The sequence below is a fragment of the Clostridium estertheticum genome, assembly GCF_018861295.1.
GTDB classification, from domain to species: Bacteria; Bacillota; Clostridia; order Clostridiales; family Clostridiaceae; genus Clostridium_AD; species Clostridium_AD estertheticum_D.
The window spans coordinates 31481-57368 of the sequence record NZ_JAHLDM010000032.1 but is presented as its reverse complement, the minus strand read 5'-3'; the positions used below and the strand labels follow the sequence as shown (position 1 = coordinate 57368).

Below are 25888 nucleotides of genomic sequence, written 5' to 3'. Positions count from 1 at the left end.
TAATATTCATACTTACCCCCTGTATTAGTTCATTTTATATTCTATAAAAGAAGTATAAATGATTACGCTACGTAAGGTACAAGTATTTTACGAGCACGACACAAAATACTTGCTTAATTATCTTATTCTATATTGATCTAGAATCCTTTAAAAATATATTTCAACAAAGAAAATGCCGTTAAAAGATGACCTTCATGATACTTGTTTAGCATATAGACCCATTCTTATTCTTAAGTATGCAAGTAACTGCTTTAATATTGACATCATTTAAGACAACATAGAAAAAAGTCTGACAGAAAGTATAATTATCTCATAAATATCAATATCGGTAACCAATCACTAAATGTATGTCCAATAACAGCAGTTTCATATCCTCTTTTTGTATAAATATATCCAAATACAATTCCACTAATTGTTGCACAAACAAATTGGTTTATTGGGAAACCCCAGTATATCTTATACATTGAATTAAGCGGAATTAAATGATATATTCCAAATAATAATGCAGATAAAACAATGGAGAGCCATCTTTTATTAGTTAATTTCCAAATAAGTGATAAGAAAATTAACCTATATACAGTTTCTTCTGCAATCCCGCCACCATAAAAAAGCATAAAGAATAATAGACCTTTATTTAAATGTATCATACTCATTGAATTAGTAGTATTATTTTCTCCAAATGTAGGTGTAATTTGGTCTAGAAATACAACAACTATAGTTACTAATAACCGCACTTATATATCCCACCAATGCAATAGCTAAAGAATATTTCCACATACTAATCATTTTATCTTTAAATAATTGTGCCCTTTTGTTTTTTTTACTAATAATAAAAATTACTAATATAATTGCAATCCAGAATATTCCGGATAAAAACCCTGCAATACCCATTATTAATACCTCCCAAACTTACTAGTATATCATTAAAAATAACTTGTACTACATTATATTTTACGATTACGATACAAACATATGGTTAATTATACTATAATTTACTATAAACCCTATATTAGTAATTGAAATAAATCCTGATATATAGAAAAAAGCACGTTATATATTAAAAATCAAAAAATAAAAACGATGTAAAAATATAATTTCACGTCGTTTCTTATGTACATATAACTAGCCTATACACTCATTCTAGCTTTTTTCTTATACAACAAACTACTATTTCACTGCATAAATGGTGTCTAATTGAGAATATACACTACTTTTATGCATGATTTTTCACTTTAAAATATATTGAATGTAACAAGTTAACATATTTATCTAGCACTTAATGGTACAATATTCTTAACAGTTAAGAAAATAAAGAAAGAAATGAATATGCATTTGTTGTAATAAATCATAGATGTATTTCTCAGGCTATTATTTTTGAAATGAGGAAGGTGTTAATAATGAAATTAAAAATAATTGGTACCATCGTTGGAATAATTGAATTAACTATGATGTTATTCATCACAAAACACTTCTATAAAGGAGCTTCTATATTTCCGACTGCATGTATTTTATCATTCTTAGTATTGCAAGCTGCTTTTTATAATAGGTTATCCAGTAAGAGCCCCCAAAAATTGATACAGAAAATTGTAATAATTAATATTCTCTTAATGATTGTATCTTTTGCTTTGTTACCAAAGTATACCTATGTTGAAGCTAAAACTATTGCACAGACCAAGTATAAAAATGAATTAGATCATTTTGTTGAATTTAAATCATATTCCGATAATTCTATGTTTATTAGATCTGATAATATTAAAGATATATTTGTGCCACATAGATTTTATTATTTTTCTTTTGTTAAAAATAATGGTGAGAAAAAATATATTATGATGAATCCTTCAACAGGCGAGATTGTAGAGTTAAAGAATCCAATGTGATTTTACAAATCTTACAATTGCATTATAGTTAGGAAAGCTATTAATTGATAATAATCACAGTTGTAACAAAAATCAAAAAGGCATACAATATAATGAAATTATATTGTATCAAAAGTATCCATTCAAAAGCGTAATCACTTAGTTAAATTTAACTGAATGCTTAACAACGTATATAAACCAATACTTTAATAAAATAATTTCCCCCAACTCTCAAAACCTCTCCCTTCCTCCATATATATAAGTAAAACCCTAAAGGAGGAATCATCAATGGACAAAACCCAAATAATAGAAAGCCTAATCCCAGGAGCTTCACTATCCTATAAAAAATACAAGATACTACCCTCATTAACCATAGCTCAGGCAATACTCGAAACAGGCTGGCTGCAATATGTTAAAGGGAATAACATCTTTGGTATCAAATGGACAGAGGGCTCTGGATATGAAGTTCAAGAATTTAACACTCATGAATTTATAAATGGAGTAAAAACTCCCATGGTATGCAGGTTTAGAAAGTATGACACGCTGGTCGACAGCATCCTGGACCATGGAAAGTTTTTAAACTTTAGCAGGTATAAATCTGTAATAACATCTAAAAACTACAAGGAAGCTTGCCAGAACGTTTATAACTCTGGCTACTGTACTGACAAAGGAGTACCCTGAAAAACTAATAGCTATAATTGAACAAAATAAACTTTATCTTTAGGAATTGTTACCCCTGGGGTAAATGGTACATTCAAAATGAAATTTTCAAGGAATGGGCAATAACCCCAATGTGAAAGTAACACAATTACTATTGAGGTACATTCAGAATATTAAGTACCCCCATATCATTAGATATGGGGGTACTTGCGATGAAATAGAAAAAAAATATGTAACTTTAAATACTAATTATCTTTTTTATTTTGTAATATGTTTAAAATAATATCTATATTTTTCTCCATTTCTTTATTTCTATTAACATAATTTTTAAACCATTGTATTGCTTTATATATCCCTATTATAATTGCAATTAATATAGCAAAGTTAATAATTGTAAAAACAATTGTAGTAATACTTATACTTATACTTCCCATACAAAGCCTCCCTTTTATATTAAATCATAAAATACTTATTTAACTATAACATAATTACCATGAATTAAGTATATTTACAATTCTTTTAAAATGATCAATAGCCTCAAGTTGAAAGTAACTCAATTGGTATTGTGTTACATTCAGAATATCAAATAACCTCATATAATATATATGGGGTTATTTGCGACATATAAGAATGCTATGACCTAATAGTATTTAAATATAGTGTAGCTTTCTAATGAGTAAGAGCATCCGTTCCAATCACAAATTTTCCAAATCTATTAAACGGATATCGAACAAATTGTGCTTTTCCTTGTATATCTTTACCATCTATATATGGATTTACCCATCTTCTTGCATCAAAAGAATCCGCTCTGTTATCTCCCAAGAATAAGTATTTATTTTCTGGTACTTTAAATTTTTTATCTAAATCTTCAGGATATACTACATATGGTTCTTCAATTTTAATTCCATTAATAAAAGTTTGTCCCTTATCTTTTATAACAATTTCATCTCCTGGTAGACCTATCAATCGCTTTACTAATCTCATCTTTAATTCATAAGAGTAAAATACGATTATGTCACCTCGTTTCAATTTACTTTTATTATAAACTTTTGTAACTGTAATTTTATCTCCTATCTTAATTGTAGGATACATAGATCCTGATGGAACTTTAATATTAAAAAATACAAATTTATTTATTAAGGTTGCCAAAATTATCGCTGCAAAGATTGGCAATAGCCAATCTTTGCTAAAATTTTTTAGTTGTTTCATTTATTTAACCTCCTCGTAAAAATTAAAATGCAATAGTTGAAGTGAAAATAGACATAAAAATACATATTAAAATCCATACTTGTATCAGTAATTTATAAATATTTTTTGAACCCCAAGAAAGATAAGGCTCATAAAAAAGTCTTTGATAAATTCTTTTTTGAAACTGATTTTTGATCTTTGTAATAAACCATCAATTGATTTTGACGTTTTGCATAAATATTTTGCAATGTCATTCACGCTATAATAATCTATTTATTTTCTTTATATTAAAAATATTTTTTATCATCTATTTCCACCTAACTATTTGTAATCGTAAAGTATAATATATATTTTCAAGGCCTTCATGTCTTAGTAACACAACAAGAAGGAATCCCCTGAAAAAAATTAAAAATACAACAAAATAAGTTTTTTCTTAAATATACAACGATTTGTAATAAACTAGCCACAAGACAGCATTCTTTATTTAGTAAACTATAAATGAAGAATGGCATATAAACCAAATAAAGTAAACCCATACTTATTAATATGGGTTTACTTGTGATAACATAAAAAAATTTAATAATAATGATAAAATTAATAAAAAAACTGATAATACTGAATTTAAGAAGGAATTAAATGCAATTAAACTTAGTATTACGCGATTAACAAATAGTATATTGCCGGCGAAAACCTGGTTTAATACGAATATGATAGGAACCGAAATCCCTGAATCAATGGTTCAAGGTACAAACAGAAAAACAGCACCAATGGAATGTTCTCACAATGAGTTATGAGTTCAAAACAAGACAGCAGAGCCCTTATTTTAGGACACGTGATGATACTTTCTTACGAAAATGGACTGTTTTTTTCATACATCCTGTTAACCAGTAGGTTCAACCAACTTTGCCCACATTGTAATGTATTTACAGATATGGTAGTATCGATATATGGAAAAGATAAAAAAATAAGGGGGGAAAAATAATGAGTCCTGAAAGTTCCATTATTAAAGGTAAGAAAGAAAGTCTTTGGACAACTAGTTTCTTTATTTTATGGCAAGGACAACTTGTTTCAACATTAGGAGACGCAGCTTACAGTGTATCATTAGGATTTTGGGTGCTTGCAGTTACCGGTTCGACTGCACTAATGGGAATGCTCATGGCTGCATCGACGTTACCAGGTGTATTGGTATCGCCATTCGCTGGTGTATTAATTGATCGCCATAACAGAAAACATTTATTAATTTTAATGGATATGATAAGAGGACTAAGTATTGTGCTTGTTTCGGCTGCCGCATTTACAGGAATAATAGCAGTTTGGATGGTTTTTGTAGCTGGCATCATACTGAGCATTTGTGGAGCTGTATTCCGTCCTGGTGTTAATTCCTGCGTACCCTATATTGTTTCTACATCAAAATTGTCAAATGCAAATGCTATGTTATCAATTGCTTCCACTGGATCGAATATGCTTGGTAATGTCGCTGGAGGATTCCTTTTTCAACTACTTGGTGCACCATTTTTATTTATTTTTAACGGTCTATCGTATTTATTTTCTGGAGTTTCACTATTTTTTGTGAACATTCCTAAAAATGAAAACTATAATAAGCAGAATGTTTGGAAAGACATGAGTGACGGTTTTCATTTTATGTGGAAGCTGAAAGGTTTAAGATACCTATTACTGATAGCAGCAGTTCTAAACTTTTTTCTATTCATTGTACTCATTCTTTTATTGCCCTTATTTCAAAGAACTCCTTCTCTTGGAGCAGTCAGATACGGTGTTGCCATGGCATGTTTTATGGGAGGTGCTATGGCTGGGTACGTTTTTTTATCTGTTAAATCCATTCCACCTAATAGAAAGTTAAAATTATTCATTATATCGATTGTAATATTTAGTATAAGTATTATTATTGCAATAAATCAGTCGGTTTTTGTGATTATGGATATATTCTTATTTATTGGCGGATTGTTTAATTCAATTGCAAATGTAATTCTATTATCTACAGTACAGGCTGCGTCACCTAGGGAAATGATAGGGAAAGTAATGGCTTTTATGAGTATGACTACTCAAGGACTTACTCCCTTTGCCATGGCGCTTGGCGGTGTACTAGCTGGTTTTATTTCAATTAGAGTTATTATTTCAGTTTCCTTATTTTTGGTGGTTATTATAATAATTCCATTTTACTTTGTAAAATCTTTTAAGAAATTTATAAACTACGATTATGAAAAAGATATACAACAAACATAGCATCCTTAACTAATTTCTATATTTTGAGTTTTAATTATTTTAATATAAGAAAACAACTAAAACAACTGTAATTGATATATTGATTTATAGGCTAGTTATTAAGTAAGTATAATATAAGATAAAAAAACAAACGTCGTGAAAACATAACTTCACTACATTTGTTTATACTCTATAACTAGCCTATACCCTCACTCATACCTTTACATATGCACTGATTCACTATTTTAACTGCATAAAAGGTGTCTAATTGAGAATATACACTCCATTTATGCATTATTTCCACTTCAAAATACCATTCAACTTATCAATAGTTCATTATCTTAACAAGGGCATACTTCCCGTTAGCTTGTTAACTTTTTTCTTATTGCCGCAGATAACAAGACCTAAATAGGTATGCTCTTTTTCTGATACGGTTGATATTTTCTGTAAATATTCGCTGTAAATATTACAACATTGTGCAACATCAGAAAAGTCAGCTACAATAACATCATCGAAATCAGAAGTATATAATTTATTCCTCAATTCTCTAAGTATTTCTTTGTTCCCTTTTAGAATTGGAACAGGTATTTTAATAATACCTAAATGTGTTTGTCCCGAAGCGTCAATAGCATCTTCACCAACAAGTTCAGGGATATGTTTTCCTAACGTAATACCTAATATTGCGGCAGTATTTGCAAGTATTCCTAATGGAATGTTTTCATCTATTACTATAACGCATTTCTTATCTTGTTGTGGTATCATATATTTCTCTCCTTAATTTTATAATTAGTTTTCCTTCTGAAATAAAAAGACCTGCTAATGTAAGAATGATTCCTACAATTGCAACTCCTGTAATATTTTCGTGTAACAAAATAGCAGACGAAACAACTGCAATTATAGGCACTATATAAATATATACACTTGTTTTCATGGCTCCCAATACTTTGACAGACCAATTCCAAGTAACAAAACATAGTGCAGACGCACCAAAACCTAAATATAAAATATTAAGCAGGTTAGACATATTGGTAAACCTGTTTAAATCCATCTTGAAATTAAATATGAATAGGGCAGGAATCATAAAAAACAATCCATAAAAAAACACTTTGCGTGTGCAACCGATGGTATTGTAATGAAATTCGCTGACTTTTTTCATAAGAACAGAATAAACAGCCCATACAATTGCAGCAAGTGCCGCCAATATGCTACCTAAAGGACTTAACTTTAAAACAATATTTTCATTGAATCCAATCATGATAATTCCTAATATAGCCACTATAAACCCAATAAAAAAGCGTAGTGTCAGTTTTTCAGAGTCTAAAAACTGATGTGCAAAAATTGCAGTGAAAAATGGTGCGATGGAAATAATGACACCCACATTGGACGCAAGTGTATATGTTAATGCAATGTTTTCTAAAAGAAAATACAAAGTTACTCCGAATAGCCCCGCTACTATAAAATATAGTTCTTGTTTAACATTTAAAGTTTTAATTCGGTGTGGGTATACTATCAATAATGTTATGTAACCAATAGTAAATCGAAAAAATAAGATTTCTATCGGCGTGAATTCTTTCAATAATACTTTAGTAGAAACAAAAGTTGTTCCCCAAATCAAAATTGTAATAAGTGCCGCCAGATGCCCTAGGGTTATTTTTTTGTCAGTCATTCTCTGTCCTCCCACATTTGTCTATAAAAATATTCATGTATTGTTTTGGTGTAAGTCCAATTAGTTTTTTAAAAAAGTTTGTAAAATGGCTTTGATCTGTGAACCCTGTTTGTAATGCAACATCTATTGGAGTAATCCCCTGCTCTAAAAATTTCTTTGCCTTACCAATTCTAATTGTTTCAAGATAACTGTATGGCGATATTCCCTTTTGTTTGGTAAAAGAGTGTAACAAATAATATTTACTTAGGCCAGTTAAAGCACTTAAATCATTTAGCTTAATATTTTCCATGTAGTTTTTTTCTAAATAATCGCATACCACCTTTATTTCCACATTTATTTGCAGGGGCTCAACTGGTTCAATCACATTGGAATATTCAATTATTAATTCTTCAATTATAAACAACAATATTTCTTCTTTTTTGAAATCTTTTTGTTCTTGCATTACCATATGATGTAACTCACGCAAGGAAGCTATTAAATCATTGTGAAATAGGACAGTTTCCGTAAAATAAGGCAGATAATCTTTGCCAGTTATTTCAAGTGCAATTCTTTTCATTACATTAGGTTCAATATTGATGCAGCGGTAATCAAGTTTTCTACCATCAATTTGTTTGCAGGTGTGGTTGTCACGAGGATTAAACAGAATTAAATCACCAGTTTCAATAATATATTCTTTATTTTTACAAGATAGATATCGTTGCCCACTCTCAATAAAGCCAATAACATAATACTCATGAAAATGGTTTGGAAATTTTTGCATAATGCCTTTGAAATTATAAGCTTCTATATTCAAATCTGTATCAAAACAAACTGTTCGAGTTTCATTTTGCATTTATAATCCTCCTTTCTACTTATCTGTCTTTAATGATAACAAAAATAAGTAAATAGTTCTTGTATGATGTTGCTTTAACTTTATATATAAATAAAAAAAGCATACAACCTAATAGGTGAGTGAATGCTCCTTCGATCTATTGGTATTGCATTAAAATCAAAAGTATCCATTCAATAGCGTAAGCACTTAGTTAAATTTAACTAAGTGCTTAACAACGCATATAAACCAATGCTTTAATAAAATAATCTTCCCAAAATCTAAAAACCTCGTCCTTCCTCCATATATATAAGTTAAAATCCTAAAGGAATCACCAATGGACAAAACCCAAATAATAGAAAGCCTAATCCCAGGAGCTTTACTATCCTATGAAAAATACAAGATATTACCATCCCTAACCATAGCTCAAGCCATACTAGAAACAATATGTTAAAGGTAATAACATCTTTGGCATCAAATGGACAGAAGGCTCTGGAGATAGAATTGTTACCCCTGGGGTAAAGGGTAATCACAATAATTTACGCTTTTGTTTAACATTATAGCTGTGAATGAATAATATATATTAAACCATATGTAAATTGGTTATGTTATAAAAGGATATAGGTGATATAAATATGGACAAGCATTATAACAAAGGAGAAGTGATAGGAAAATATATTATTGAGAAATCTTTAGGTGAAGGACGTTATGGTATTGCATATTTAGGAATAGATGATAAAGGTAAAAAATGTGTAATAAAACAATTGAAGGTAGAAGAACTTGAAAATACTAGAAAAAAATTGTTTTATGAGGAAAAGATATTGAGGAATTTAGATAACTATTCTGGTTTCCCTAAATTTATTTCAAGATTTGAAGATGAGTATAGAGAAGGCTATATATTAGAGTATATGGAGGGAAATACTTTTCAGCAAATATTATCTAAGACCCAATATGAATTTACCAAAGAGGACATTTACGAAATTGCTGATCAGCTTTTAGATTTGATAGAAAATTTGCATAATGAAAATATTGTACACCGAGATATTAGAGCTTCTAATGTAATTGTAAATCAAAGAAAAGAATTATTATTAATTGACTTTGGATTGGCAAGATTCATAGATAATAAAAGATATACAAAGAAAATAGATTATTGGTTTTTTTCAGATTTTTTAATTCATTTATATTATTCATCTTATGTCGGCGAAGATTCAGAAGAAGAAAGGCCTTGGTACGAAGAACTTGATTTAATAGAGGAGGAAAGACATTTTTTAAAGAAGCTTATGGGTATTGGTGATGAGTATAAAAATCTTGAAGAAATCAGGAAAGACCTAGAAGAATTAAAGAAAATTAATGAGGTAAATAAATGAAATTTCGTTTTTGGCATATAAAAAAAGATATTTTCATTCTAAAATAAGGAGGAATCTATAATGCCAAATTCAGTTGGCATATATAAAATGTATGCTAAAAGCTTTAGGGCAAATGTCTACACTTTAGATCCTTTTAGGATGATAGGTTTAATAGATGTAGGTATTATGTTTAATGAAGACATGGAAACAGTAACTTTATCTTTTTACAGATCTTCTGGAACAAATAGTGGAAAAATAAAGGGGCTATGGTATCCAATAGCTGGTATAAAGACACACAAAGGAAGTTTTACAGAATTTACACCATATATAAATTCTGTTTTAACTAAAACTACAAGAAGTGGCGGAGCTGGCAGAGGGTGGCTGGCTAAATCATTATTCTTTGGTCTTAGAAATAATGATCCATCTATAATAAGAGGATTTTCAAACGGAAAACACTATAAAAACCTTTTATGGATAGGTGAGACTTTAAGGGATTTATATGAAGAAGATGAATATGAAAAAATGCCTTCCTTAAGTTCTAGGAAGTATAACACTATATTAACTACAACAGATATATATGAGGGTAATAAATATTCACAAAGAGAAAACTTTGAGAAGTTTATAGGAGAAATATTTTTGGATCATCAATAATAATTACTAACAAAATAGGGGGCTGAAGCATACTATATATTAGGTTAACTAGGTTAACTTAATATTACTCTAAATAAAATATGAATTTAAGGAGGTGCCTTTATGGGTCATTTAAAGAATGAATCATGTAAAGGTCATAAAAAATATAGAATGAAAGATGAATATAATAGTAAATCTTATAGTAATTTGAGCGATTCATATAGCAATTTAAGTATATCAGATATAAGTACAAGCAGTAGTTCAAAAAGTAATTCAAGAAGTAGTTCAAGAAGTAGTTCGAGTAGATCATACAGTAGATAATATATTTAAAATAGTTAATTAAGCATCGATAGAAGTGCTAAAAATACTAGGAAAGGAAATATTAAGTACCCTTTGTAAATAATGGACAAGGGGTCCTTTTTTGTATTCTTGTAGTGGGCACACCAACAGGACTAAATAATAGCCTTAAACCAAATAATTTTACGTAAAGGTATACCTTTGCGTAGAATAGAAATACCCATAAAATTCTATGTGTAAAGTATAACAAAACAATTACGAACATCTACGTAAAGTACATTTACCTTTATACTTGCTTCGAATAAAAAAACAAGAGCTTTATCATTTGGTGATTAAACCCTAGATATATCACTGCTTTACGCTGATGTTATATGCTTTTTGAGTTAGAACTATTATGTATTAATTCTAACTCAGAATGTTTTGATAAAAGATTTTTTTGGTAATAACTGTCTTAACGTATAAAATCCGCGTTTTGCGAGCACTACCCCATATGGATCAACAATACTTTTATCGTTCAATTCTTCCGAAAACAACTCATCTTGAATTTTAATGATACTTGGGTCTATATATTCTGGCTCTCTTCTGTTCATTAATCTCCTAAGTAGTGTTCGTTTTTCAATATAGTCATATGGTATATCGATTGCCTTCAATTATCCATTTTTATGCATTAAATACTCTAATAATTTATTTAGTAAATCCTCTCTTCTCATATATTTACTCTCCTAATCTATAAAGGAGTATCAAGGAATTTTTTACCCTTGATACTCCTTTTATTCTAATTACAATGTTTCTTCAACTATCTTGGTTACTTCTTTTAAATAAGCTTCACGAGCTTCATCTGTAGCAGTTGGAACTGCTCCAAAGAAAGTATGTTTTACTTCTTTAATTCCACTAAAATTAAATATACCTTCATCAGTAGTCTGTTTCATTGAATTATGCATTCCGTTTCCAGCATAAATCTCACTAGGTGTTCCAGTAGTACAAAATAATAATCCCTTCTTGATTTTCAATAATCCATTTGGAACCCCATCTACATACTCATAAGCAAAACCGTAAGAAAATACTCTATCTACATACCCTTTAAGCATAGCAGGAAATGAAGTCCACCAGACAGGATAAATAAAAGTAATAACATCTGCCCATTTAATATGCTCCTGTTCTACTGCAATATCTTCTGGAATTTTTCCACTTTGAAAATCCGTAAAATCTAAAGGTTTAAGCAATGGGTCAAACCCGATTTCATATAGGTCCCTAACTCTTACGTTAGCACCTTTTTTTTCTGATGCTTTTACAACTGCGTCTACTATCCCTTTTCCAAAACTCTTTTGATTTGGATGTGCAAAAATTACTAAATTATTCATAATTAATTCCTCCTGTGATTTATAATCATTTATTGTTATTTTATTGAGCAACAATCTCTAAAGTTAAAATATTTTGATATCCAAGTATATATATAAAAAAATTTATGTTAACTTAGAAGTTGTTATAAATTTTCTCTAATACCCTTTGAAAAACTTCTTTTTCATTTTCACTTATACATTTATATTCAATATTATATAGTTCCTGTGAAATTTCTTTAAAACGTGGCTCTAACTCCTTTCCTTTTTTAGTTAAAAAAATGATTGTTGACCTATTGTCATTAACATCTTCATTAGCTTGACGATTATCTTGGTTCTTGTGTATTATTCTCATCATTTTTCTTGCAATAGCCTGTACAATAAGCAATTCCAAAAATATAACTATACAAAAGTTACGTGGCCAAGCGATTGGAAAATTTCTTATAAGTTCCATACTGAAACCTGTTCCTATACCTGCGCCTACATTGGTCATAATCATTGACATACCAATAACAGTAAAGAATGCCCTAAACAAAATATGAGCATTCAAACTATCTTTTGGTGCACAAGTCTAATTGAGAATATACACTCCATTTATGCATGATTTATAGTTTTTTAATACGTTAAGTATATAGCTATAGCACTTATTAATATCTATTTCTTCTTTTTTTTAAAAAAACCACACTATTTTTATAATTGACTTTTTATAATTCTTTCGTTAGTTTTATAAATAATTTCTTGTGGATATCCCATAAATTCAAGTACCTTTATTGCATTTCTAGTAGATGATATGCCACTTTTTATTTGATAATCAAACTCTAAACCATCTTCTCCAACATTTTCAGTAAAATAATAGCATTCATATAAATCTCCTACCATAGTAGCTATTTCAAGATCATGTGTAGCTACTGCTACCAATGAATTATGATTAGACAAATAAGCTAAAATCTCAGCAGAAGCATTTACTCTCTCAATAGGGTTAGTTCCCGTAAAAATCTCATCAATAAGACATAAGCTTGTTAATTCATCATTGCAAGCATTAATTATTCTAAAGAGTGCTTCTGCTTCACTTAAATAATAACTTTTTCCATTAGTTACGTTATCGCTTACACTCATTGAAGATATTATGTTAAAATATCCACCTTCGTAGCTTGTAGCAAGGCAGGTGAAAATAGTCTGCGCAAATAATGCATTTAAGCCTAGAGCTCTTAAAAAAGTAGATTTTCCGGACATGTTAGAACCCGTTATAATTACACCCTTGTCTAGGGCTAAAGAATTCCCTATAGCCTTCTCTATTAAAGGATGTTTTAAATTATTAATCTTTATTGCCTTAAGTCCCTTTGTTAATTTAGGCTGTGAATATTCTAAAAGTTCATCCCTATAAGACGCTACAGATATTAATGCGTCAATTTCTCCCAGGGTTAAATAAATACTTCTTATATCGTCACTATGCATTTTAACTTCATCTATTATTTTATAGAAACCTCTAGCCTCATTCAAAAAGAATAAATTATAATACTCGTAGAACATATCTACGCCCTCAATTCTTCCTATTTTAATAGAGGCATCTTTCTTTGTTATTGTCTTGCAAATATTTGATTTTTCTTTAAGGACTGAAGTATACTTTTTTAACTCTTTATCATCTATTGCACCAATAGTCTCTGCAAGTCTAATAAGTTTACCCAAATAGCCCATTGATACAATTTCTCCACCAATATCCCTTTTGATTTTAGCACTAAGAAGACCATTAACCGCAAAGATTATAATTATAAGAGGAAAGACCTTTCCAATACCAAAAAATATTATTGAAATTAAAGAACCATAAGCTAGTATTGTTAAAAGATATAGAAATGTTTTCATGAAAGTTTTATAATATATCTTATTCCATAAAAAATACGTTATAGTATTACTATGTTGTCTTCCCAATTTTAAAAAACTCATTTGAATTTTTTCTCTTATTTCCTTATGCTTTTGGAAAAAAGTTATAATATCATTTCTATTACTTAATTTTTCTTCTTTTAAAATTGGATTTCTTAAAATGTAATATAAATATTGTTCTCCTGGAGAAGATAAAGTTCTATCCAACTTTTCAAAAACTTTGTCCATATTTAAATCTAAATAAGTTTGGTCATCAACATATATCTCTTCCAGATCTTTGTATTTCAATACATCAAATAATAATTTAATATCTGTAAATTTCCTTTCCCTTTTATTTCCAGCGTCATAGTTTTCTCTAATCCTTTGCAAATTTTTATAATAAATTGCTTTATTTCTTGCTACTAGTCCTAGCATAGCAAAGACTAAAGAAATAATAATACCCAAGTAATATATTTCACTTACGTTTTTAGCTAAAATAATTGATACATAACATATAATTGCAGCAATAACCAGACTTGCTATAAATAAGTTATTAAATTTTTTCTTCTCCATTTGCTTCCCCTCTTAAAAAACACTATATTTTTTTCAAATAAACTAAGGCATATTTAACTAACTTCAACCAATCACATATATAGAAATATGTGATTGGTTGAAGTTGTTTTTTATATTATTTATTTTTACTTCCTATTTTTCTAATATAATTCTTAATTTTTATAAAACCATATGGGCCAAGTATAATTACGATTATATAAGGGATTATATAAGGGATAATATCTGTTATGTCTAAATTCATTAAACCCCACCTCTTTAATTTTTTAGATTTTCAATAAACTCTGCCGAACTTAACCCTAATTTACTTTTAATATCATCACTTAATTCATTTTTGATTTCAGCAATTGCTTCTATATATATTTCCTTATCGATTTCTGTATATCGTTTGTAATCCTCATTTAACATTTCTAAATATAAATAAAAAGTTTTTTCAGGTACTCCAATATTAAACATATCATAATATTTAATTATAGCTTCGGTAAAATTCTTTTCGTCTTCTCCAGTTTCATTTATTAATTTTATCATTGAAATAATATTTTGTTTATATTCTTCTCTCGTTGCCATATCTCCACTTAAAAGATTTACTATATCATTTTGATACTTTTCATTTAAAAATTGAATTTTATCATTACCTATACTGCTTATACCTTTAGCTAATTCATCATTATCATTTAATTCATCCAAGTTATCCAAAACCTCTACAAGCTTTAACCATGCTTCTTTCTTTTCATTATTGTCTATAGTAATGTTTAAAAAAGGTTTAAATCTACTCACAAAAATCTCACCGAAATTGCCAGGGAAAATTCTAATCAATGCGTTTGACACAAACTCCTTTTTTTCAGCTAAGGAAAGCTCTAAAGTTTCTCTTAGTCTTATGACTTGTTCACCAATACTATAGTAATCCTTGGTCTCTTTATTAATAAGATTGCTAAGAATAAGTTTAGTCTTTTCTAAATTGTTTATAGTTTCAGTAACTTTTATTAGAGTATCATTCATAATGTCCTGTAGCCCTTTATCACCCTTTACTAAACTCTTTATTTCACATATTGGTATGTCTATAATTCTTAGTGCACCAATCAAATTAAGTTTTACAATATCATTATCTGTATATTCCCTATAGTTATTATCATTATTTTTTAAGGGACTAATTAATCCCTCACTTTCATAATATTTTATTGCCCTTTTGGTCAATCCGGTTTTTTCCGATACAACTTTAATATTCATTAATAGCACCTCCGTAAACTTAAAAGTTAGCTAACCTTTATGTTTAATATAAGGGTGTCTGTAAGGTACATGTCAAGTCTTTTACAACAAATATTTTAAATTTTAAATATAAATAAATAGCAAAGGGCCTACAACATAACGAGAAAATTATATTGAATCAAAAGTATCCATTGAAAAGCGTAATTGCTCAGTTAAATTTAACTGAGTGCTTAACAACACATATAACCCAATGCTTTAATAAGAAATTAAAACAAAATCCGAAGATAAATCAATTGCTATTGCGTTCCCTTCGCTTTATATAATAAAATAATCTTCCCAAAATCTAAAAACCTCTCCATTCCTCCAAAGTTAAAACCCTAAAGGAGGAATCACCAATGGACAAAACCAAAATAATAGAAAGACTAATACCAGGAGCCTTACTATCCTATGAAAAATACAAGATACTACCCTCATTAACCATAGCTCAGGCAATACTCGAAACAGGCTGGCTGCAATATGTTAAAGGTAATAACATCTTTGGCACCAAATGGACAGAAGGCTGCGGATATGAAGTTCAAGAATTTAATACTCATGAATTTATAAATGGAGTAAGTACTCCCATGGTATGCAGGGTTAGAAAGTATGACACGCTCGAGGCAAGCATCCTGGACCATGGAGAGCTTTTAAACTTTAGCCGGTACAAATATGTAATAACATTTAAAGACTACAAGGAAGCTTGCCAGAACGTCTATAACCTGGGTTAATGTACAGACAAGGAGTACCCTGAAAAACTAATAGCCATAATTGAGCAAAATAAGCTTTATGTTTATGACTCTGCTCCTAGATCTGAAATTACTAAAAACACAACTGATGAAGATATTAGGAATTGTTACCCCTGGGGCAAAGGGTATTTTAACAATAGAATGTCCAGGCAGATAACTTTTGTAATCACTTCGATGGTGTATATTTCTTATTTGAATACATTCAATGTAACAAGTCAACACGTTATTGTACATTCAAAATGAAATTTTCAAGGAATATGCAATAGCCACAATGTGAAAGTAACACAATTACTATTGTGTTACTTTCAGAATATCAATATACTCCCAATATAGTAAGCCCACATCATTAAATATGAGCTTAATTGTGTCAACATATATGAAAAATGTGACGTTAAAAACACCGTAAAATCGAATTTTGAATAATACAGTGTTCTAATAAATTTGTCCGGTTTTTCAGTTGTGGCATTAAGCAAAAATATTATTAACGTATATATGAAACTTTTTCTTTTTTTAGAGCATCTTTAAGCCACATTGGATGCATTGGTAAGATATTTTCTGGTAAATAATTAAAATCAAAGTAATCCACATCTAATGTTTCTTCTCCTTTTTTAATTAAGTTACCGCCAACAACTTCACATTCAAAACAGGTCGTAATAAAGTGACTCACTTTACCACTTGGATACGAAAAAACTTGCGAAACAGGATCGGAATAAACTCCAATTAATTGATTGACTTTAACTTTTAAACCAGTTTCTTCACTAATTTCTCTGATAATTGCTTCTTCTACAGTTTCTCCAGGTTCAACATGTCCTGAAGGAATACCCCATAATCCGTTATCTACACGCTTCATCAGAAGAACCCTTTGAGATTTATCAAATATAATACCTGCAACTCCTGCCTTAACACCATCATTAGTCCAAGAAAAACAAGGTGAAATCCATTTTTTTATGGTTATATTATTGTCAAATAAACCTTTTAAGTTTGGAATAGTAGCATCAGGATTACGAAAATCCCTAGCAGATGGAAATCTATTTGTTTTTTTATCTGATACTAAAATAGCTGGTATTCCTACTTGATGTGCCCCTAAAATATCAGTATATGAGTTATCACCTACCATTACTGCTCTAGAGAATATTTTTAAATTTTCAAGGGCTTTCTTAAACATATATGAATATGGTTTTCCTATAATTACAGGTATTTTTTCTGCTGCTACTTGAACGGCTTTTACAATTGCTCCAACTGCTGGTAATGGACCTTCTGTACTTGGAAAATTTCTATCAGTGTTTGTCCCAATAAATTTTGCACCATTATTAATTAATTGCACTGATTTTTTAATGTCATGAAAACATAAATCATCATCCCAACCTATAACAACTGCTTCTGCATTGATTGTATCATCAATATTAATGCCTACTTGTTGGCATTCCCATTTTAAATTTTCATCACCAAGAACAAATACAGTTTTTATATTCTCATTTTGTAAATATTGAGCAGTTACCCAACTTGATGTAATCACTTCTTTGCTGCTTGCCTCTATTCCAAGTGCCTTTAAGCGTTTTGCTATTTTTTCACGTGTTGTACATGGATTATTTGTTAAAAATCGAATTGTTTTCTTATTTCGACGAAGAAATTTAAGCGATTTTACTGCTTCTGGAAGAGGATCATTCCCTATATAAATGACTCCGTCTAAGTCAAATAAAAATACATCAAATTCATCAACTATCATGTTACTATCTCCTTAAATTTTATTTTCAGTAATTAAAATTATTGTGTTTTTTTCTTTACTTTAAATTCCTTTAAATGTTACGTAAATTTTTACAATTACGACTAAAAATATATATTTGATACCATAATTACCATAAATTAAGCATAATTACATCTTTAAAGAATGGGTAATAGCAGCAATGTGAAAGTAACTCAATTGGTATTGTGTTACATTCAACATATAAATACGCGCTTAATAAAGTAACCCCATATCATTAAATAGGGGGTTACTTTCGACGACATATTTGAAAAATATGTATTACTAAAACTTCAACATATCATTTTTATCAAATGTAAAATTAGGTCCCCATGCAACTTCCCAATAGTATCCGTCAGGATCAGAAAAATAGGCATGATATCCTCCCCAAAATACATCCTGTGGCTCTTTTTCGATTTTCGCTCCTGACCTTCTTGCCAGTTCAATGACCTCACATACTTCTTCCTTGCTTTTAGCAGTATATGCAAGCGTAATTCCTCCAAAACCAGTAGCGATTTCAGGTGGGTTGTTTTTGTTAATATCATTTGCCAATAGTTTTACTGGATATAATTCGAGTATTGTTCCAGACGTATTAAAAAATACTATTTCTGGATTATTACTTATTTCATCTGTTTTGAATCCAAGTCCATCACGATAAAATCTAATTGATTTTTCCATATCTTTTACGCCTAAACAAATAATATTCATTCTGTTCATTTAAATTACCTCCATACAAATTCCATTTTATTATTACTTCACATTTTATTATAATTTCGACTAACAATATATATTCAATCATAGCATAATTACTATAAAATGTATTCAATTTCATTACATCCATTACACATGTTTCCATAGCAACCACAATTACTGCATTCAGTACCACAACAACTAAAACTACTCATTTTTGGAATCCTCATCTTTTATTTTTTTATCTTTTTCTTTCTTGGTTTTGGTTCGGGTAATTCTTCATACATAGTTACTACCATTTGTTTTAATATCTCACTATTATCGGCAATATCTACATGCAACATTGGCTTTGCTCCATCGTATGGACTTTCTGAAATGCTATCAGGCATATAATGTTTACTTGCTTTAGTAATTTTTGCCATAAAGCCTGTTCCGTAGATTCCACCAAATATTCTCCCTTTATAATAAAACAAGTAACCACCCATCATAGGTATATATTTTATATCTTCCACTCCTTCTAATTGATCCATTATGTATAAAGCTAATTCTTTGTTTGCCATATTACCCCCCCTTTCGATTTATGGTGTTGTTGTAAACCATGCATATGGTTAATTATACTATAATTACCATCAATTATATATAAAAATTAAAATAGGTATTTGTTAATAATACGATAAAAACTATTTAATAATAAGCTCAAAGTTAGAATTTTAAGTTTGCATAATAATAGTAATTATTGATGATTTTATTATATTGCTTATAAGCTTATTTATACTTAATAAAGATTAGCTTTTAGCAGCCTAATACCTTCCTCATAATCTTTCAATCCTTTTAAAACGTTTAATGCGGAATCATCTATATATGATTGGTACATTTTCTTTCTCACGGATTTTTGGCTTTCTGCAGCTACCTCTAATTGAACATCTTTGAAAAATTTATTATTACTATAATCGTATTCAGTAGAAATCACACCTTCAACATAAATTTTAAAATATTTTGCCGCAGAATCTAATTGTCGCTTTTTAATATATAACTTGCAAAGACTATAGTCGCCTAAATGTAACCCCACATTAAATATGCTTTGTATTTTACGAATAGCATCTATATATATTTGTGCATTTTCATAGTTTTGCGTACTAATAGATATATTAGCTATGGTAGTAAGCATTGAAGTACTTTGAATTATATGTGATAAAAGCATATTTTCACATTGGACTTTAGCTTCATCATTTTTTCCTTGTCGTTGCAAAAGCATTGGATAAATTGTCATAGGGTCTATAGATGATGAGGTTGAAAGTTCTTTTAATGCTTTTTCGCTTTCATCATAGTTTTCTAACATCATTTGAATACTGGCAATAGCAAATAGAGCTTTGGACATATATTTAGCATCTTTGCTTGTTACAATTTGGTCTAATAATTTAAGAGCACATTCCATTCTTGATTCATAGAGTTTCTTAGACTTATCTGCGTACATCATTGAATACATTTGTATAAGTTCAGCAATTGTTAACTTGAGATACACGCTATTAGGGTATTCATTTAAAAGTACTTTGCACTTTTCGTATCCTGCGTCATAGCCTTCTTGTATAAATACCTCTGTCAATTTTTTCTTAATGTTAATCACATCATCTTCTAACAGTTTAGAATTAAAAGACAATAGTTCATCTAATGAAATATTTAATGCACGTGCAAGCGGTGCAAGTAGTTCAATATCTGGAAATGAGTTCCCAGTTTCCCATTTACAAACAGCACCAGCCGAAATCCCTACCATATTTGATAGTTGTTCTTGTGTAATGCCTTTTTCTTTTCTACAACGCAATATTGTATCACCAATATTTAGATTTTTCATATAAACCTCCATTTGTTAAATTTAAAACCTTTTGATGATTTTATTATAAGTTAGTTCAAAAATCTATACAATGGAGGCTAAATCATAATAAGGTTAATAAAAATTGAATGCTATTCAATAAAGGAGTACATCAAACGTTAAGGAATATATCAATAATTCTCATTGTTTTTTAATAAAGTTAGTGTTACATCAACTTAAAGTTCGTTTATTTTATAGTAAGGTCGTGTAAGTTAGTCATATAGCCAAAGTTCGCTTTTGTAGATAAAAAAAACGAACTTTATAAATAAGCAGATAAACCTAATCATTTATCTGCTCCAAAATTATAATCCTTTTGTAAAAACCATATCTTTTATAAAATTCTAATAAATTTTAATTTTCTGCTTATACTTATAATTCTACTTATAAATTTAAATCACTATTTTCCAATGTAGGTGCATTAATGTCATGAGGTGCCAGTATTGGGTTATCAATTGGGTATATAAGTCCTATTTCAGAATCATTATATGCAATTTGCCTTGAATAGCGAGAATCAAATGGCTCATCAAAACGCATAATGTTTTTTGTATCATGTTCCAGTGAAATAAAAGCATGACCGAACCCTTTAGGAATATATATCTGTTTTCGATTATCCTCACTCAATTCTACACTAATCCATTTTAAGTATGTAGAAGAGCATTTTCGTAAATCAATAGCATAATCAATTCCCCTACCCTTAATGCAAAATAATAGTTTAGCCTGTGGTTTTGGGTTATTTTGAAAATGTATGCCATAAAGTGTACCTGCCTTCTCAGAACAATATATACGTTCCTCTATATAATTAAAGTGAATTTCTTCTTTTTCCAATTCACTTTTGCAGTATAGCGGATAGGAAAGTCCTCTATTATCAGTATTAAACTCATATTCAAGAATTTTTACTTCTTCTAAAGATGTACTTATAATTTTCAAAAGATCACTCCTCTTCTACCACTTATACCTTGATTTTTGTTAAGCGTATCCCTAAACTTAATATAATTATTCCATTCATCATCCCCATAAATATTGGCATGAATGTGATGTGTTCGAATATCTTTTTCATAATCTCCGCTGGAAAAAAACATATGCTTTTCATTATCATTAAGACTTTTATGTATAAAACCATTATTTTTTAAAACTGGAATCACTTCTAACACATCGTAAAATGATTTTACTCCCACCACAATGTCAATAATGGGTTTGGCCTTCAGATCTTTTACGGCGGTACTTCCTATATGCTGAATATCTACTGCTTTACCATTAAAAATATCCATTAATTTTTCAATTGTTTTTTTCGCATTTTCTTCCCACTCTATAGAATGATTTTCTAGTTGAACAGTACCTCTTTTTAATCCAATCATTTCTCTAACCCCCAATTATATGAATAATCCTTACTCAACAATATTTTACGATTATGAGATAAATATATGGTTAATTATACTATTTTTAACTTACATTTTATATATAATTTTAAATTGGGTTTACTAAGATTGGGATAAAAAAGTACGTTATATATTAAGAATCAAAAAACACAATGTCGTGAAATAAAATTTCACGATGTTTTGCTTACCCCCTTAGCTAGCCTATACCTTCATTCCAGCTTTTTTAATATGCAATAAGTCTCTATTTTTCTGCATAAAAGGTGTCTGATTGAGAATATACACCCCTTTATGCATGATTTTCACTTTACAATAATTGATATTTAGTTAAAATTAAAGTAATATGATATTACCTTTATTTTGACATAGGTTTTAGATACAAAGGTAATTAGTTAGCCTCAACTTTCTAATTACCTTTATATTTTTTATTTATAGGAATTAATATATTAATCAAAATTAAAGGATGGTGATAATTTAATAAACTATGAAAGGAGGATATTATTGCATTGAAAAAAAACTCCATTTCAGTAATCATAATTTTTATTTTATTGATTTTGTCTTTTGTATTATCTAAACTTGGTTTCACATTAATTAGTCAAATAGGTAATGGAGTAGTTATAATTGCATTATTAATATTATGCTTACCCAATATAAAGACTATGAATAAAACTCGATTTACTATTGCAATGTCAATTACAATAACTCCATGTTTAGTTCTTTTATATGCTTTATTTTTTATGGATACAAATACTTATCTGTTATATGGTAGTTCTATATGTATTTTACTTTCCTTTCCAATAGGACTAACAATTATACATTTTCATAAAAGAAGTTCATAAAATAAAGTGTTAATGAATCAAAAGGATCCATTCAAAAGTGTAATTGCTCAGTTAAATTTAACTGAGTGCTTAACAACGTATATAAACCAATGCTTTAATAAAAAATTACTAGCTCTTAAAAGTTAGTAATTTTTTTTAACTAAAATACAATCTGAATGTAAATCAATCGATATTGTGTTACCTTCGCTTTATATAATAAAATTTTCTTCCCCAACTTTCAAAACCTCGCCCTTCCTCCATATATATAAGTAAAACCCTAAAGGAGGAATCACCAATGGACAAAACCAAAATAATAGAAAGCCTAATACCAGGAGCCTTACTATCCTATGAAAAATACAACATACTACCCTCATTAACCATAGCTCAAGCCATACTAGAAACAGGCTGGCTGCAATATGTTAAAGGTAATAATATCTTTGGTATCAAATGGACAGAAGGCTGCGGATATGAAGTTCAAGAATTTAACACTCATGAATTTATAAATGGAGTGAGCACTCCCATGGTATGCAGGTTTAGAAAGTATGATACGATTGAAGACAGCATACTGGACCATGGAAGGCTTTTAAGCTTTACCAGGTACAAATCTGTAATAACATCTAAAGACTACAAGGAAACTTGCCAGAACGTCTATAACTCGGGTTACTGTACAGATAAGGAGTACCCTGAAAAACTAATAGCTATAATTGAGCAAAATAAGCTTTATCTTTATGACTGCGCTCCTAGATCTGAACACACAACTTCTGTAGATATTAGATATCTACAAAAATGCTTAAACTCTATGAAAATAAGAGATATAAATAATAATGTTTTAGTTGTAGACGGAGCCAGTGGTCCATTAACCATAGGTACTATTAAAAAGCTCCAGCAAATACTTAACCTTTCTATCGATGGTATATGTGGACCACAAGTGTTATCCGGAGTTAAAACTATTATGGAAAAGCCCCTATGTAGCATTGAGTCTACGGGAGATAAAACAGCTATAAGATATATTCAATGGAGAACTGGCAGCGCTATCGATGGTATTTATGGAAATGAAACTATAAGACTTGTTAAGCAATATCAACGAAGCAATAAATTAGTGATTGATGGAATTGTCGGCAACGGTACTTGGCAAAGCTTACTCTCTTAAATCAAAATCTTCATTATAATAACTTTATCATATAGATTTGTCCTTAATTTATATTAAGTTCTTCATAAAAGTATTGCAAAGTAGTAAAATTAGCGCCATTATATGAAGGCACTAATTTTACTACCATCCTAAAAGTTTTTTTTCTAAATCCTCAAAATCATATTCCCTTTGTGGATAATCATTAAATACCTCTTGTTTTACTTGGGGCACATAATCCTTTTTAATAGCTTCAATTACCCATCCTACTATATTATTTATTTTACCTTGGCTATTTGAAATTTTATATTTTCCTTTTATTAACTCTATGTCACCCTTTGATACATCTAAAAGTTTTCTTGCTTCAAGTGGTGTAATATCACTTGAAAATATGTTTTGTACCTGTATAATCTCTGGATCTTTCGCACTATCTATGGCAATCTCTTTGGAAACCGTTTTGTAAGTCTCTTCACATTTCGATGATCTAATTGAAAATTTAAGAGCCGTAACTTTATTTCCAGTCTTAACTTCCTCATATTTAAACTTAATATCTGAATTATTATTTATTTCTTCATGCGCTGGTTCTAATGCAAATCGCCTAAAATCAGAATATTTTTTATAACTCTTAGGACATTGAAGTTTATCTCTAAGTGCGTCAAGGTTATCTATTCGCCACCCGGTGTCCTCATAGCTCTTTAGGTAATAATAAAACCTTTTACTATAAATACAACTAAAATTTAATGTGTATTTAATATGATAGTAAATTCTTTTCTTAACTTCAAGAAACATACTTTTAAGTTCACCATCAATTCTTAATAAAATTTTACCCTCTTTATTTTTATAATGTATTTTAGAAAACCAGGGATAATATATTTCTTCATTCTTTTCCTTATCTACTATTAAAAACCCTTTACCCTCAAAGGATTTTACCGCTTTCTTTAAATCACCATAAATATTATTTTTATCTTTAATATTATATAGCATTTTATATTTGTTAATATCAATACTGTATTCTACATTATGATCATCTTCAATTTGAGTAAAAAGCATATCTAAAATATCATTTTGACGCGATGTTAAAGCAAACCTAGCTTCTATGACCTTCTCAGGTCTTACTGCTATTAATTCACCCTTCTTCTTCATATGTAATCCCCCTGTACAAGCTTATTAACAATATTTTACCAAATGAGGAGGTGAAATGCAACCAATCATTTCACCTTAATAACAACGGTCATTTACTCACCTTAACGGTCATCTTCTCACCTTTCTACGGTCATTTACTCACCCCTCTACAGTCATTTACTCACCCCTTAACGGTCATCTTCTCACCTTTCTACAGTCATTTACTCACCTTTTGTCGCTGACAGACGTTGGTACAAGCTAGATTGGAGCACCCCTACTATACTTACTATACTGTTACTATACTGTTACTATACAACAATAGCTGTTGATTTAACGGTCATTTACTCACCTTTCAAACTGATTCACTTATTTAAAATATATCAAATGATAGTATTATCTTTGATACTACATTATTAAACAATAGATTACGTAATGCTGATCTTGTTAATATACCTGTTGATTGCTTACAATCCCATTTTTTTAGTTCAGGAGCTGCTTTAAGTCTTTTCCTAAAACTAGAGTTAGCTCGTGTCAGTTTGACTATATTTTTAATATTAACATAAGTTCCATTTTCAATTTTATATTTTACTGATATCTAGACCACCTCACTACTTGTTTCTGTATCAACCTCTATAAGATTAACAGAATAATATATGTACAATAGAAGTAATAAGTTCTCTGTATAAAAAAATACAATAGTTATAGCTTATCGAATACCTATATTAATG

Annotated in this window: 29 protein-coding genes; 9 read left to right on the top strand and 20 right to left on the bottom strand. The window is 29.4% G+C overall.

Features of this window, described 5'->3' with window-relative positions:
• Positions 1–305 precede the first annotated feature (305 nt).
• Positions 306–734 (bottom strand): CPBP family intramembrane glutamic endopeptidase, encoded by a 429-nt coding sequence (locus KPL54_RS22625; protein WP_216108762.1) that lies wholly within the window; start codon positions 732–734, stop codon positions 306–308.
• Positions 667–891, bottom strand: coding sequence for a hypothetical protein (locus KPL54_RS22620; protein WP_216108761.1), 225 nt, complete (start codon positions 889–891; stop codon positions 667–669). Before KPL54_RS22620 ends, KPL54_RS22625 begins: the two co-directional genes overlap by 68 nt.
• Positions 892–1397: 506 nt before the next feature.
• Here KPL54_RS22620 and KPL54_RS22615 point away from each other — a divergent pair.
• Together KPL54_RS22615 and KPL54_RS22610 are read left to right on the top strand one after the other, a co-directional pair.
• The gene (locus KPL54_RS22615) at positions 1398–1877 is read left to right on the top strand and encodes a hypothetical protein (protein ID WP_216108760.1); all 480 of its coding nucleotides are present in this window, start codon (positions 1398–1400) and stop codon (positions 1875–1877) included.
• Positions 1878–2144: 267 nt separating this feature from the next.
• A complete protein-coding gene (locus tag KPL54_RS22610) occupies positions 2145–2537 on the top strand; it encodes a glycoside hydrolase family 73 protein (RefSeq protein WP_216108759.1) in 393 nt (130 codons plus the stop codon).
• A 224-nt stretch (positions 2538–2761) separates the two neighbouring features.
• Here the strand turns inward: KPL54_RS22610 and KPL54_RS22605 are convergent, their stop codons facing one another.
• Both KPL54_RS22605 and lepB read right to left on the bottom strand, forming a co-directional pair.
• On the bottom strand, positions 2762–2950 hold the full coding sequence (locus tag KPL54_RS22605; protein ID WP_216108758.1) for a hypothetical protein: 189 nt from the start codon (positions 2948–2950) through the stop codon (positions 2762–2764).
• A gap of 235 nt (positions 2951–3185) precedes the next feature.
• On the bottom strand, positions 3186–3725 hold the full coding sequence (lepB, locus tag KPL54_RS22600; protein WP_216108757.1) for a signal peptidase I: 540 nt from the start codon (positions 3723–3725) through the stop codon (positions 3186–3188).
• Between the two features lie 960 nt (positions 3726–4685).
• On the opposite strand from lepB, the gene KPL54_RS22595 reads away from it, so the two are divergent.
• Positions 4686–5945, top strand: a complete 1260-nt coding sequence (locus KPL54_RS22595) for an MFS transporter (protein ID WP_216108756.1) — start codon at positions 4686–4688, stop codon at positions 5943–5945.
• A gap of 315 nt (positions 5946–6260) precedes the next feature.
• On the opposite strand, the gene KPL54_RS22590 is transcribed toward KPL54_RS22595, so the two are convergent.
• The 3 genes from KPL54_RS22590 to KPL54_RS22580 are packed head-to-tail and all read right to left on the bottom strand — an operon-like array spanning position 6261 to position 8422.
• A complete protein-coding gene (locus tag KPL54_RS22590; protein WP_253203702.1) occupies positions 6261–6686 on the bottom strand; it encodes a DUF2000 domain-containing protein in 426 nt (141 codons plus the stop codon).
• Complete coding sequence (locus tag KPL54_RS22585; RefSeq protein WP_216108755.1) at positions 6667–7590, bottom strand: DMT family transporter; 924 nt, start codon at positions 7588–7590, stop codon at positions 6667–6669. Before KPL54_RS22585 ends, KPL54_RS22590 begins: the two co-directional genes overlap by 20 nt.
• On the bottom strand, positions 7583–8422 hold the full coding sequence (locus tag KPL54_RS22580) for an AraC family ligand binding domain-containing protein (RefSeq protein ID WP_216108754.1): 840 nt from the start codon (positions 8420–8422) through the stop codon (positions 7583–7585). The genes KPL54_RS22585 and KPL54_RS22580 overlap by 8 nt, the downstream gene beginning before the upstream one ends.
• Before the next feature lie 611 nt (positions 8423–9033).
• On the opposite strand from KPL54_RS22580, the gene KPL54_RS22575 reads away from it, so the two are divergent.
• The 3 genes from KPL54_RS22575 (at position 9034) to KPL54_RS22565 (ending at position 10695) form a co-directional block, all read left to right on the top strand.
• The gene (locus tag KPL54_RS22575) at positions 9034–9765 is read left to right on the top strand and encodes a serine/threonine-protein kinase (RefSeq protein WP_216108753.1); all 732 of its coding nucleotides are present in this window, start codon (positions 9034–9036) and stop codon (positions 9763–9765) included.
• Between the two features lie 60 nt (positions 9766–9825).
• Complete coding sequence (locus KPL54_RS22570; protein ID WP_216108752.1) at positions 9826–10395, top strand: hypothetical protein; 570 nt, start codon at positions 9826–9828, stop codon at positions 10393–10395.
• 102 nt (positions 10396–10497) lie between these two features.
• Positions 10498–10695, top strand: a complete 198-nt coding sequence (locus KPL54_RS22565; RefSeq protein WP_216108751.1) for a hypothetical protein — start codon at positions 10498–10500, stop codon at positions 10693–10695.
• Between the two features lie 386 nt (positions 10696–11081).
• Here KPL54_RS22565 and KPL54_RS22560 read toward each other — a convergent pair whose 3' ends face one another.
• The 6 genes from KPL54_RS22560 to KPL54_RS22540 all read right to left on the bottom strand — a co-directional run bounded on the left by KPL54_RS22560 (position 11082) and on the right by KPL54_RS22540 (position 15662).
• Positions 11082–11261: a hypothetical protein gene (locus tag KPL54_RS22560; protein WP_216108750.1), complete on the bottom strand. Its 180-nt coding sequence runs from the start codon at positions 11259–11261 to the stop codon at positions 11082–11084.
• Between the two features lie 189 nt (positions 11262–11450).
• The gene (locus KPL54_RS22555; RefSeq protein WP_216108749.1) at positions 11451–12032 is read right to left on the bottom strand and encodes an NAD(P)H-dependent oxidoreductase; all 582 of its coding nucleotides are present in this window, start codon (positions 12030–12032) and stop codon (positions 11451–11453) included.
• 112 nt (positions 12033–12144) lie between these two features.
• Positions 12145–12543: a DUF2798 domain-containing protein gene (locus KPL54_RS26285; protein ID WP_253203696.1), complete on the bottom strand. Its 399-nt coding sequence runs from the start codon at positions 12541–12543 to the stop codon at positions 12145–12147.
• Between the two features lie 155 nt (positions 12544–12698).
• Positions 12699–14438 (bottom strand): MutS-related protein, encoded by a 1740-nt coding sequence (locus KPL54_RS22545; protein WP_216108748.1) that lies wholly within the window; start codon positions 14436–14438, stop codon positions 12699–12701.
• A gap of 115 nt (positions 14439–14553) precedes the next feature.
• Positions 14554–14679: a hypothetical protein gene (locus KPL54_RS26620; RefSeq protein ID WP_268038963.1), complete on the bottom strand. Its 126-nt coding sequence runs from the start codon at positions 14677–14679 to the stop codon at positions 14554–14556.
• A 14-nt stretch (positions 14680–14693) separates the two neighbouring features.
• Positions 14694–15662, bottom strand: a complete 969-nt coding sequence (locus KPL54_RS22540; RefSeq protein ID WP_216108747.1) for a MerR family transcriptional regulator — start codon at positions 15660–15662, stop codon at positions 14694–14696.
• A gap of 374 nt (positions 15663–16036) precedes the next feature.
• Between KPL54_RS22540 and KPL54_RS22535 the strand changes: the two genes are divergently transcribed.
• Entirely contained in the window at positions 16037–16405 is a 369-nt protein-coding gene (locus tag KPL54_RS22535; RefSeq protein ID WP_216108746.1) for a glycoside hydrolase family 73 protein, read from the top strand.
• A gap of 499 nt (positions 16406–16904) precedes the next feature.
• Here KPL54_RS22535 and KPL54_RS22530 read toward each other — a convergent pair whose 3' ends face one another.
• From KPL54_RS22530 to KPL54_RS22505, 6 genes are all read right to left on the bottom strand, one after another.
• Positions 16905–18149 (bottom strand): HAD-IIA family hydrolase, encoded by a 1245-nt coding sequence (locus KPL54_RS22530; protein ID WP_216108745.1) that lies wholly within the window; start codon positions 18147–18149, stop codon positions 16905–16907.
• A gap of 300 nt (positions 18150–18449) precedes the next feature.
• A complete protein-coding gene (locus KPL54_RS22525) occupies positions 18450–18881 on the bottom strand; it encodes a VOC family protein (RefSeq protein ID WP_216108744.1) in 432 nt (143 codons plus the stop codon).
• A gap of 206 nt (positions 18882–19087) precedes the next feature.
• Entirely contained in the window at positions 19088–19414 is a 327-nt protein-coding gene (locus KPL54_RS22520) for a transcriptional regulator (RefSeq protein ID WP_216108743.1), read from the bottom strand.
• Positions 19415–19629: 215 nt separating this feature from the next.
• On the bottom strand, positions 19630–20703 hold the full coding sequence (locus tag KPL54_RS22515) for a helix-turn-helix domain-containing protein (RefSeq protein WP_216108742.1): 1074 nt from the start codon (positions 20701–20703) through the stop codon (positions 19630–19632).
• A 399-nt stretch (positions 20704–21102) separates the two neighbouring features.
• A complete protein-coding gene (locus KPL54_RS22510; RefSeq protein WP_216108741.1) occupies positions 21103–21648 on the bottom strand; it encodes a dTDP-4-dehydrorhamnose 3,5-epimerase family protein in 546 nt (181 codons plus the stop codon).
• Complete coding sequence (locus tag KPL54_RS22505) at positions 21645–22076, bottom strand: GrpB family protein (RefSeq protein ID WP_216108740.1); 432 nt, start codon at positions 22074–22076, stop codon at positions 21645–21647. The genes KPL54_RS22510 and KPL54_RS22505 overlap by 4 nt, the downstream gene beginning before the upstream one ends.
• A gap of 524 nt (positions 22077–22600) precedes the next feature.
• On the opposite strand from KPL54_RS22505, the gene KPL54_RS22500 reads away from it, so the two are divergent.
• Both KPL54_RS22500 and KPL54_RS22495 read left to right on the top strand, forming a co-directional pair.
• Entirely contained in the window at positions 22601–22933 is a 333-nt protein-coding gene (locus KPL54_RS22500; RefSeq protein ID WP_216108739.1) for a hypothetical protein, read from the top strand.
• Positions 22934–23207: 274 nt separating this feature from the next.
• Complete coding sequence (locus KPL54_RS22495) at positions 23208–24062, top strand: glucosaminidase domain-containing protein (protein ID WP_216108738.1); 855 nt, start codon at positions 23208–23210, stop codon at positions 24060–24062.
• Between the two features lie 120 nt (positions 24063–24182).
• On the opposite strand, the gene KPL54_RS22490 is transcribed toward KPL54_RS22495, so the two are convergent.
• Positions 24183–25181: a replication initiation protein gene (locus KPL54_RS22490; protein ID WP_216108737.1), complete on the bottom strand. Its 999-nt coding sequence runs from the start codon at positions 25179–25181 to the stop codon at positions 24183–24185.
• Positions 25182–25888 lie beyond the last annotated feature (707 nt).

What these genes read in the sequence shown, in the direction of transcription:
- KPL54_RS22580 (WP_216108754.1), bottom strand. Translation starts at nt 8,422, where the DNA reads ATGCAAAATGAAACTCGAACAGTTTGTTTTGATACAGATTTGAATATA.
- KPL54_RS22545 (WP_216108748.1), bottom strand. Translation starts at nt 14,438, where the DNA reads ATGGAGAAGAAAAAATTTAATAACTTATTTATAGCAAGTCTGGTTATT.
- KPL54_RS22605 (WP_216108758.1), bottom strand. Translation starts at nt 2,950, where the DNA reads ATGGGAAGTATAAGTATAAGTATTACTACAATTGTTTTTACAATTATT.
- KPL54_RS26620 (WP_268038963.1), bottom strand. Translation starts at nt 14,679, where the DNA reads ATGAATTTAGACATAACAGATATTATCCCTTATATAATCCCTTATATA.
- KPL54_RS22555 (WP_216108749.1), bottom strand. Translation starts at nt 12,032, where the DNA reads ATGAATAATTTAGTAATTTTTGCACATCCAAATCAAAAGAGTTTTGGA.
- KPL54_RS22565 (WP_216108751.1), top strand. Translation starts at nt 10,498, where the DNA reads ATGGGTCATTTAAAGAATGAATCATGTAAAGGTCATAAAAAATATAGA.
- KPL54_RS22590 (WP_253203702.1), bottom strand. Translation starts at nt 6,686, where the DNA reads ATGATACCACAACAAGATAAGAAATGCGTTATAGTAATAGATGAAAAC.
- KPL54_RS22615 (WP_216108760.1), top strand. Translation starts at nt 1,398, where the DNA reads ATGAAATTAAAAATAATTGGTACCATCGTTGGAATAATTGAATTAACT.
- KPL54_RS22575 (WP_216108753.1), top strand. Translation starts at nt 9,034, where the DNA reads ATGGACAAGCATTATAACAAAGGAGAAGTGATAGGAAAATATATTATT.
- KPL54_RS22490 (WP_216108737.1), bottom strand. Translation starts at nt 25,181, where the DNA reads ATGAAGAAGAAGGGTGAATTAATAGCAGTAAGACCTGAGAAGGTCATA.
- KPL54_RS22515 (WP_216108742.1), bottom strand. Translation starts at nt 20,703, where the DNA reads ATGAAAAATCTAAATATTGGTGATACAATATTGCGTTGTAGAAAAGAA.
- KPL54_RS22525 (WP_216108744.1), bottom strand. Translation starts at nt 18,881, where the DNA reads ATGAACAGAATGAATATTATTTGTTTAGGCGTAAAAGATATGGAAAAA.
- KPL54_RS22540 (WP_216108747.1), bottom strand. Translation starts at nt 15,662, where the DNA reads ATGAATATTAAAGTTGTATCGGAAAAAACCGGATTGACCAAAAGGGCA.
- KPL54_RS22560 (WP_216108750.1), bottom strand. Translation starts at nt 11,261, where the DNA reads ATGAACAGAAGAGAGCCAGAATATATAGACCCAAGTATCATTAAAATT.
- KPL54_RS22505 (WP_216108740.1), bottom strand. Translation starts at nt 22,076, where the DNA reads ATGATTGGATTAAAAAGAGGTACTGTTCAACTAGAAAATCATTCTATA.
- KPL54_RS22570 (WP_216108752.1), top strand. Translation starts at nt 9,826, where the DNA reads ATGCCAAATTCAGTTGGCATATATAAAATGTATGCTAAAAGCTTTAGG.
- KPL54_RS22530 (WP_216108745.1), bottom strand. Translation starts at nt 18,149, where the DNA reads ATGATAGTTGATGAATTTGATGTATTTTTATTTGACTTAGACGGAGTC.
- KPL54_RS22535 (WP_216108746.1), top strand. Translation starts at nt 16,037, where the DNA reads ATGGACAAAACCAAAATAATAGAAAGACTAATACCAGGAGCCTTACTA.
- lepB (WP_216108757.1), bottom strand. Translation starts at nt 3,725, where the DNA reads ATGAAACAACTAAAAAATTTTAGCAAAGATTGGCTATTGCCAATCTTT.
- KPL54_RS22495 (WP_216108738.1), top strand. Translation starts at nt 23,208, where the DNA reads ATGGACAAAACCAAAATAATAGAAAGCCTAATACCAGGAGCCTTACTA.
- KPL54_RS22520 (WP_216108743.1), bottom strand. Translation starts at nt 19,414, where the DNA reads ATGGCAAACAAAGAATTAGCTTTATACATAATGGATCAATTAGAAGGA.
- KPL54_RS22620 (WP_216108761.1), bottom strand. Translation starts at nt 891, where the DNA reads ATGGGTATTGCAGGGTTTTTATCCGGAATATTCTGGATTGCAATTATA.
- KPL54_RS22610 (WP_216108759.1), top strand. Translation starts at nt 2,145, where the DNA reads ATGGACAAAACCCAAATAATAGAAAGCCTAATCCCAGGAGCTTCACTA.
- KPL54_RS22595 (WP_216108756.1), top strand. Translation starts at nt 4,686, where the DNA reads ATGAGTCCTGAAAGTTCCATTATTAAAGGTAAGAAAGAAAGTCTTTGG.
- KPL54_RS22585 (WP_216108755.1), bottom strand. Translation starts at nt 7,590, where the DNA reads ATGACTGACAAAAAAATAACCCTAGGGCATCTGGCGGCACTTATTACA.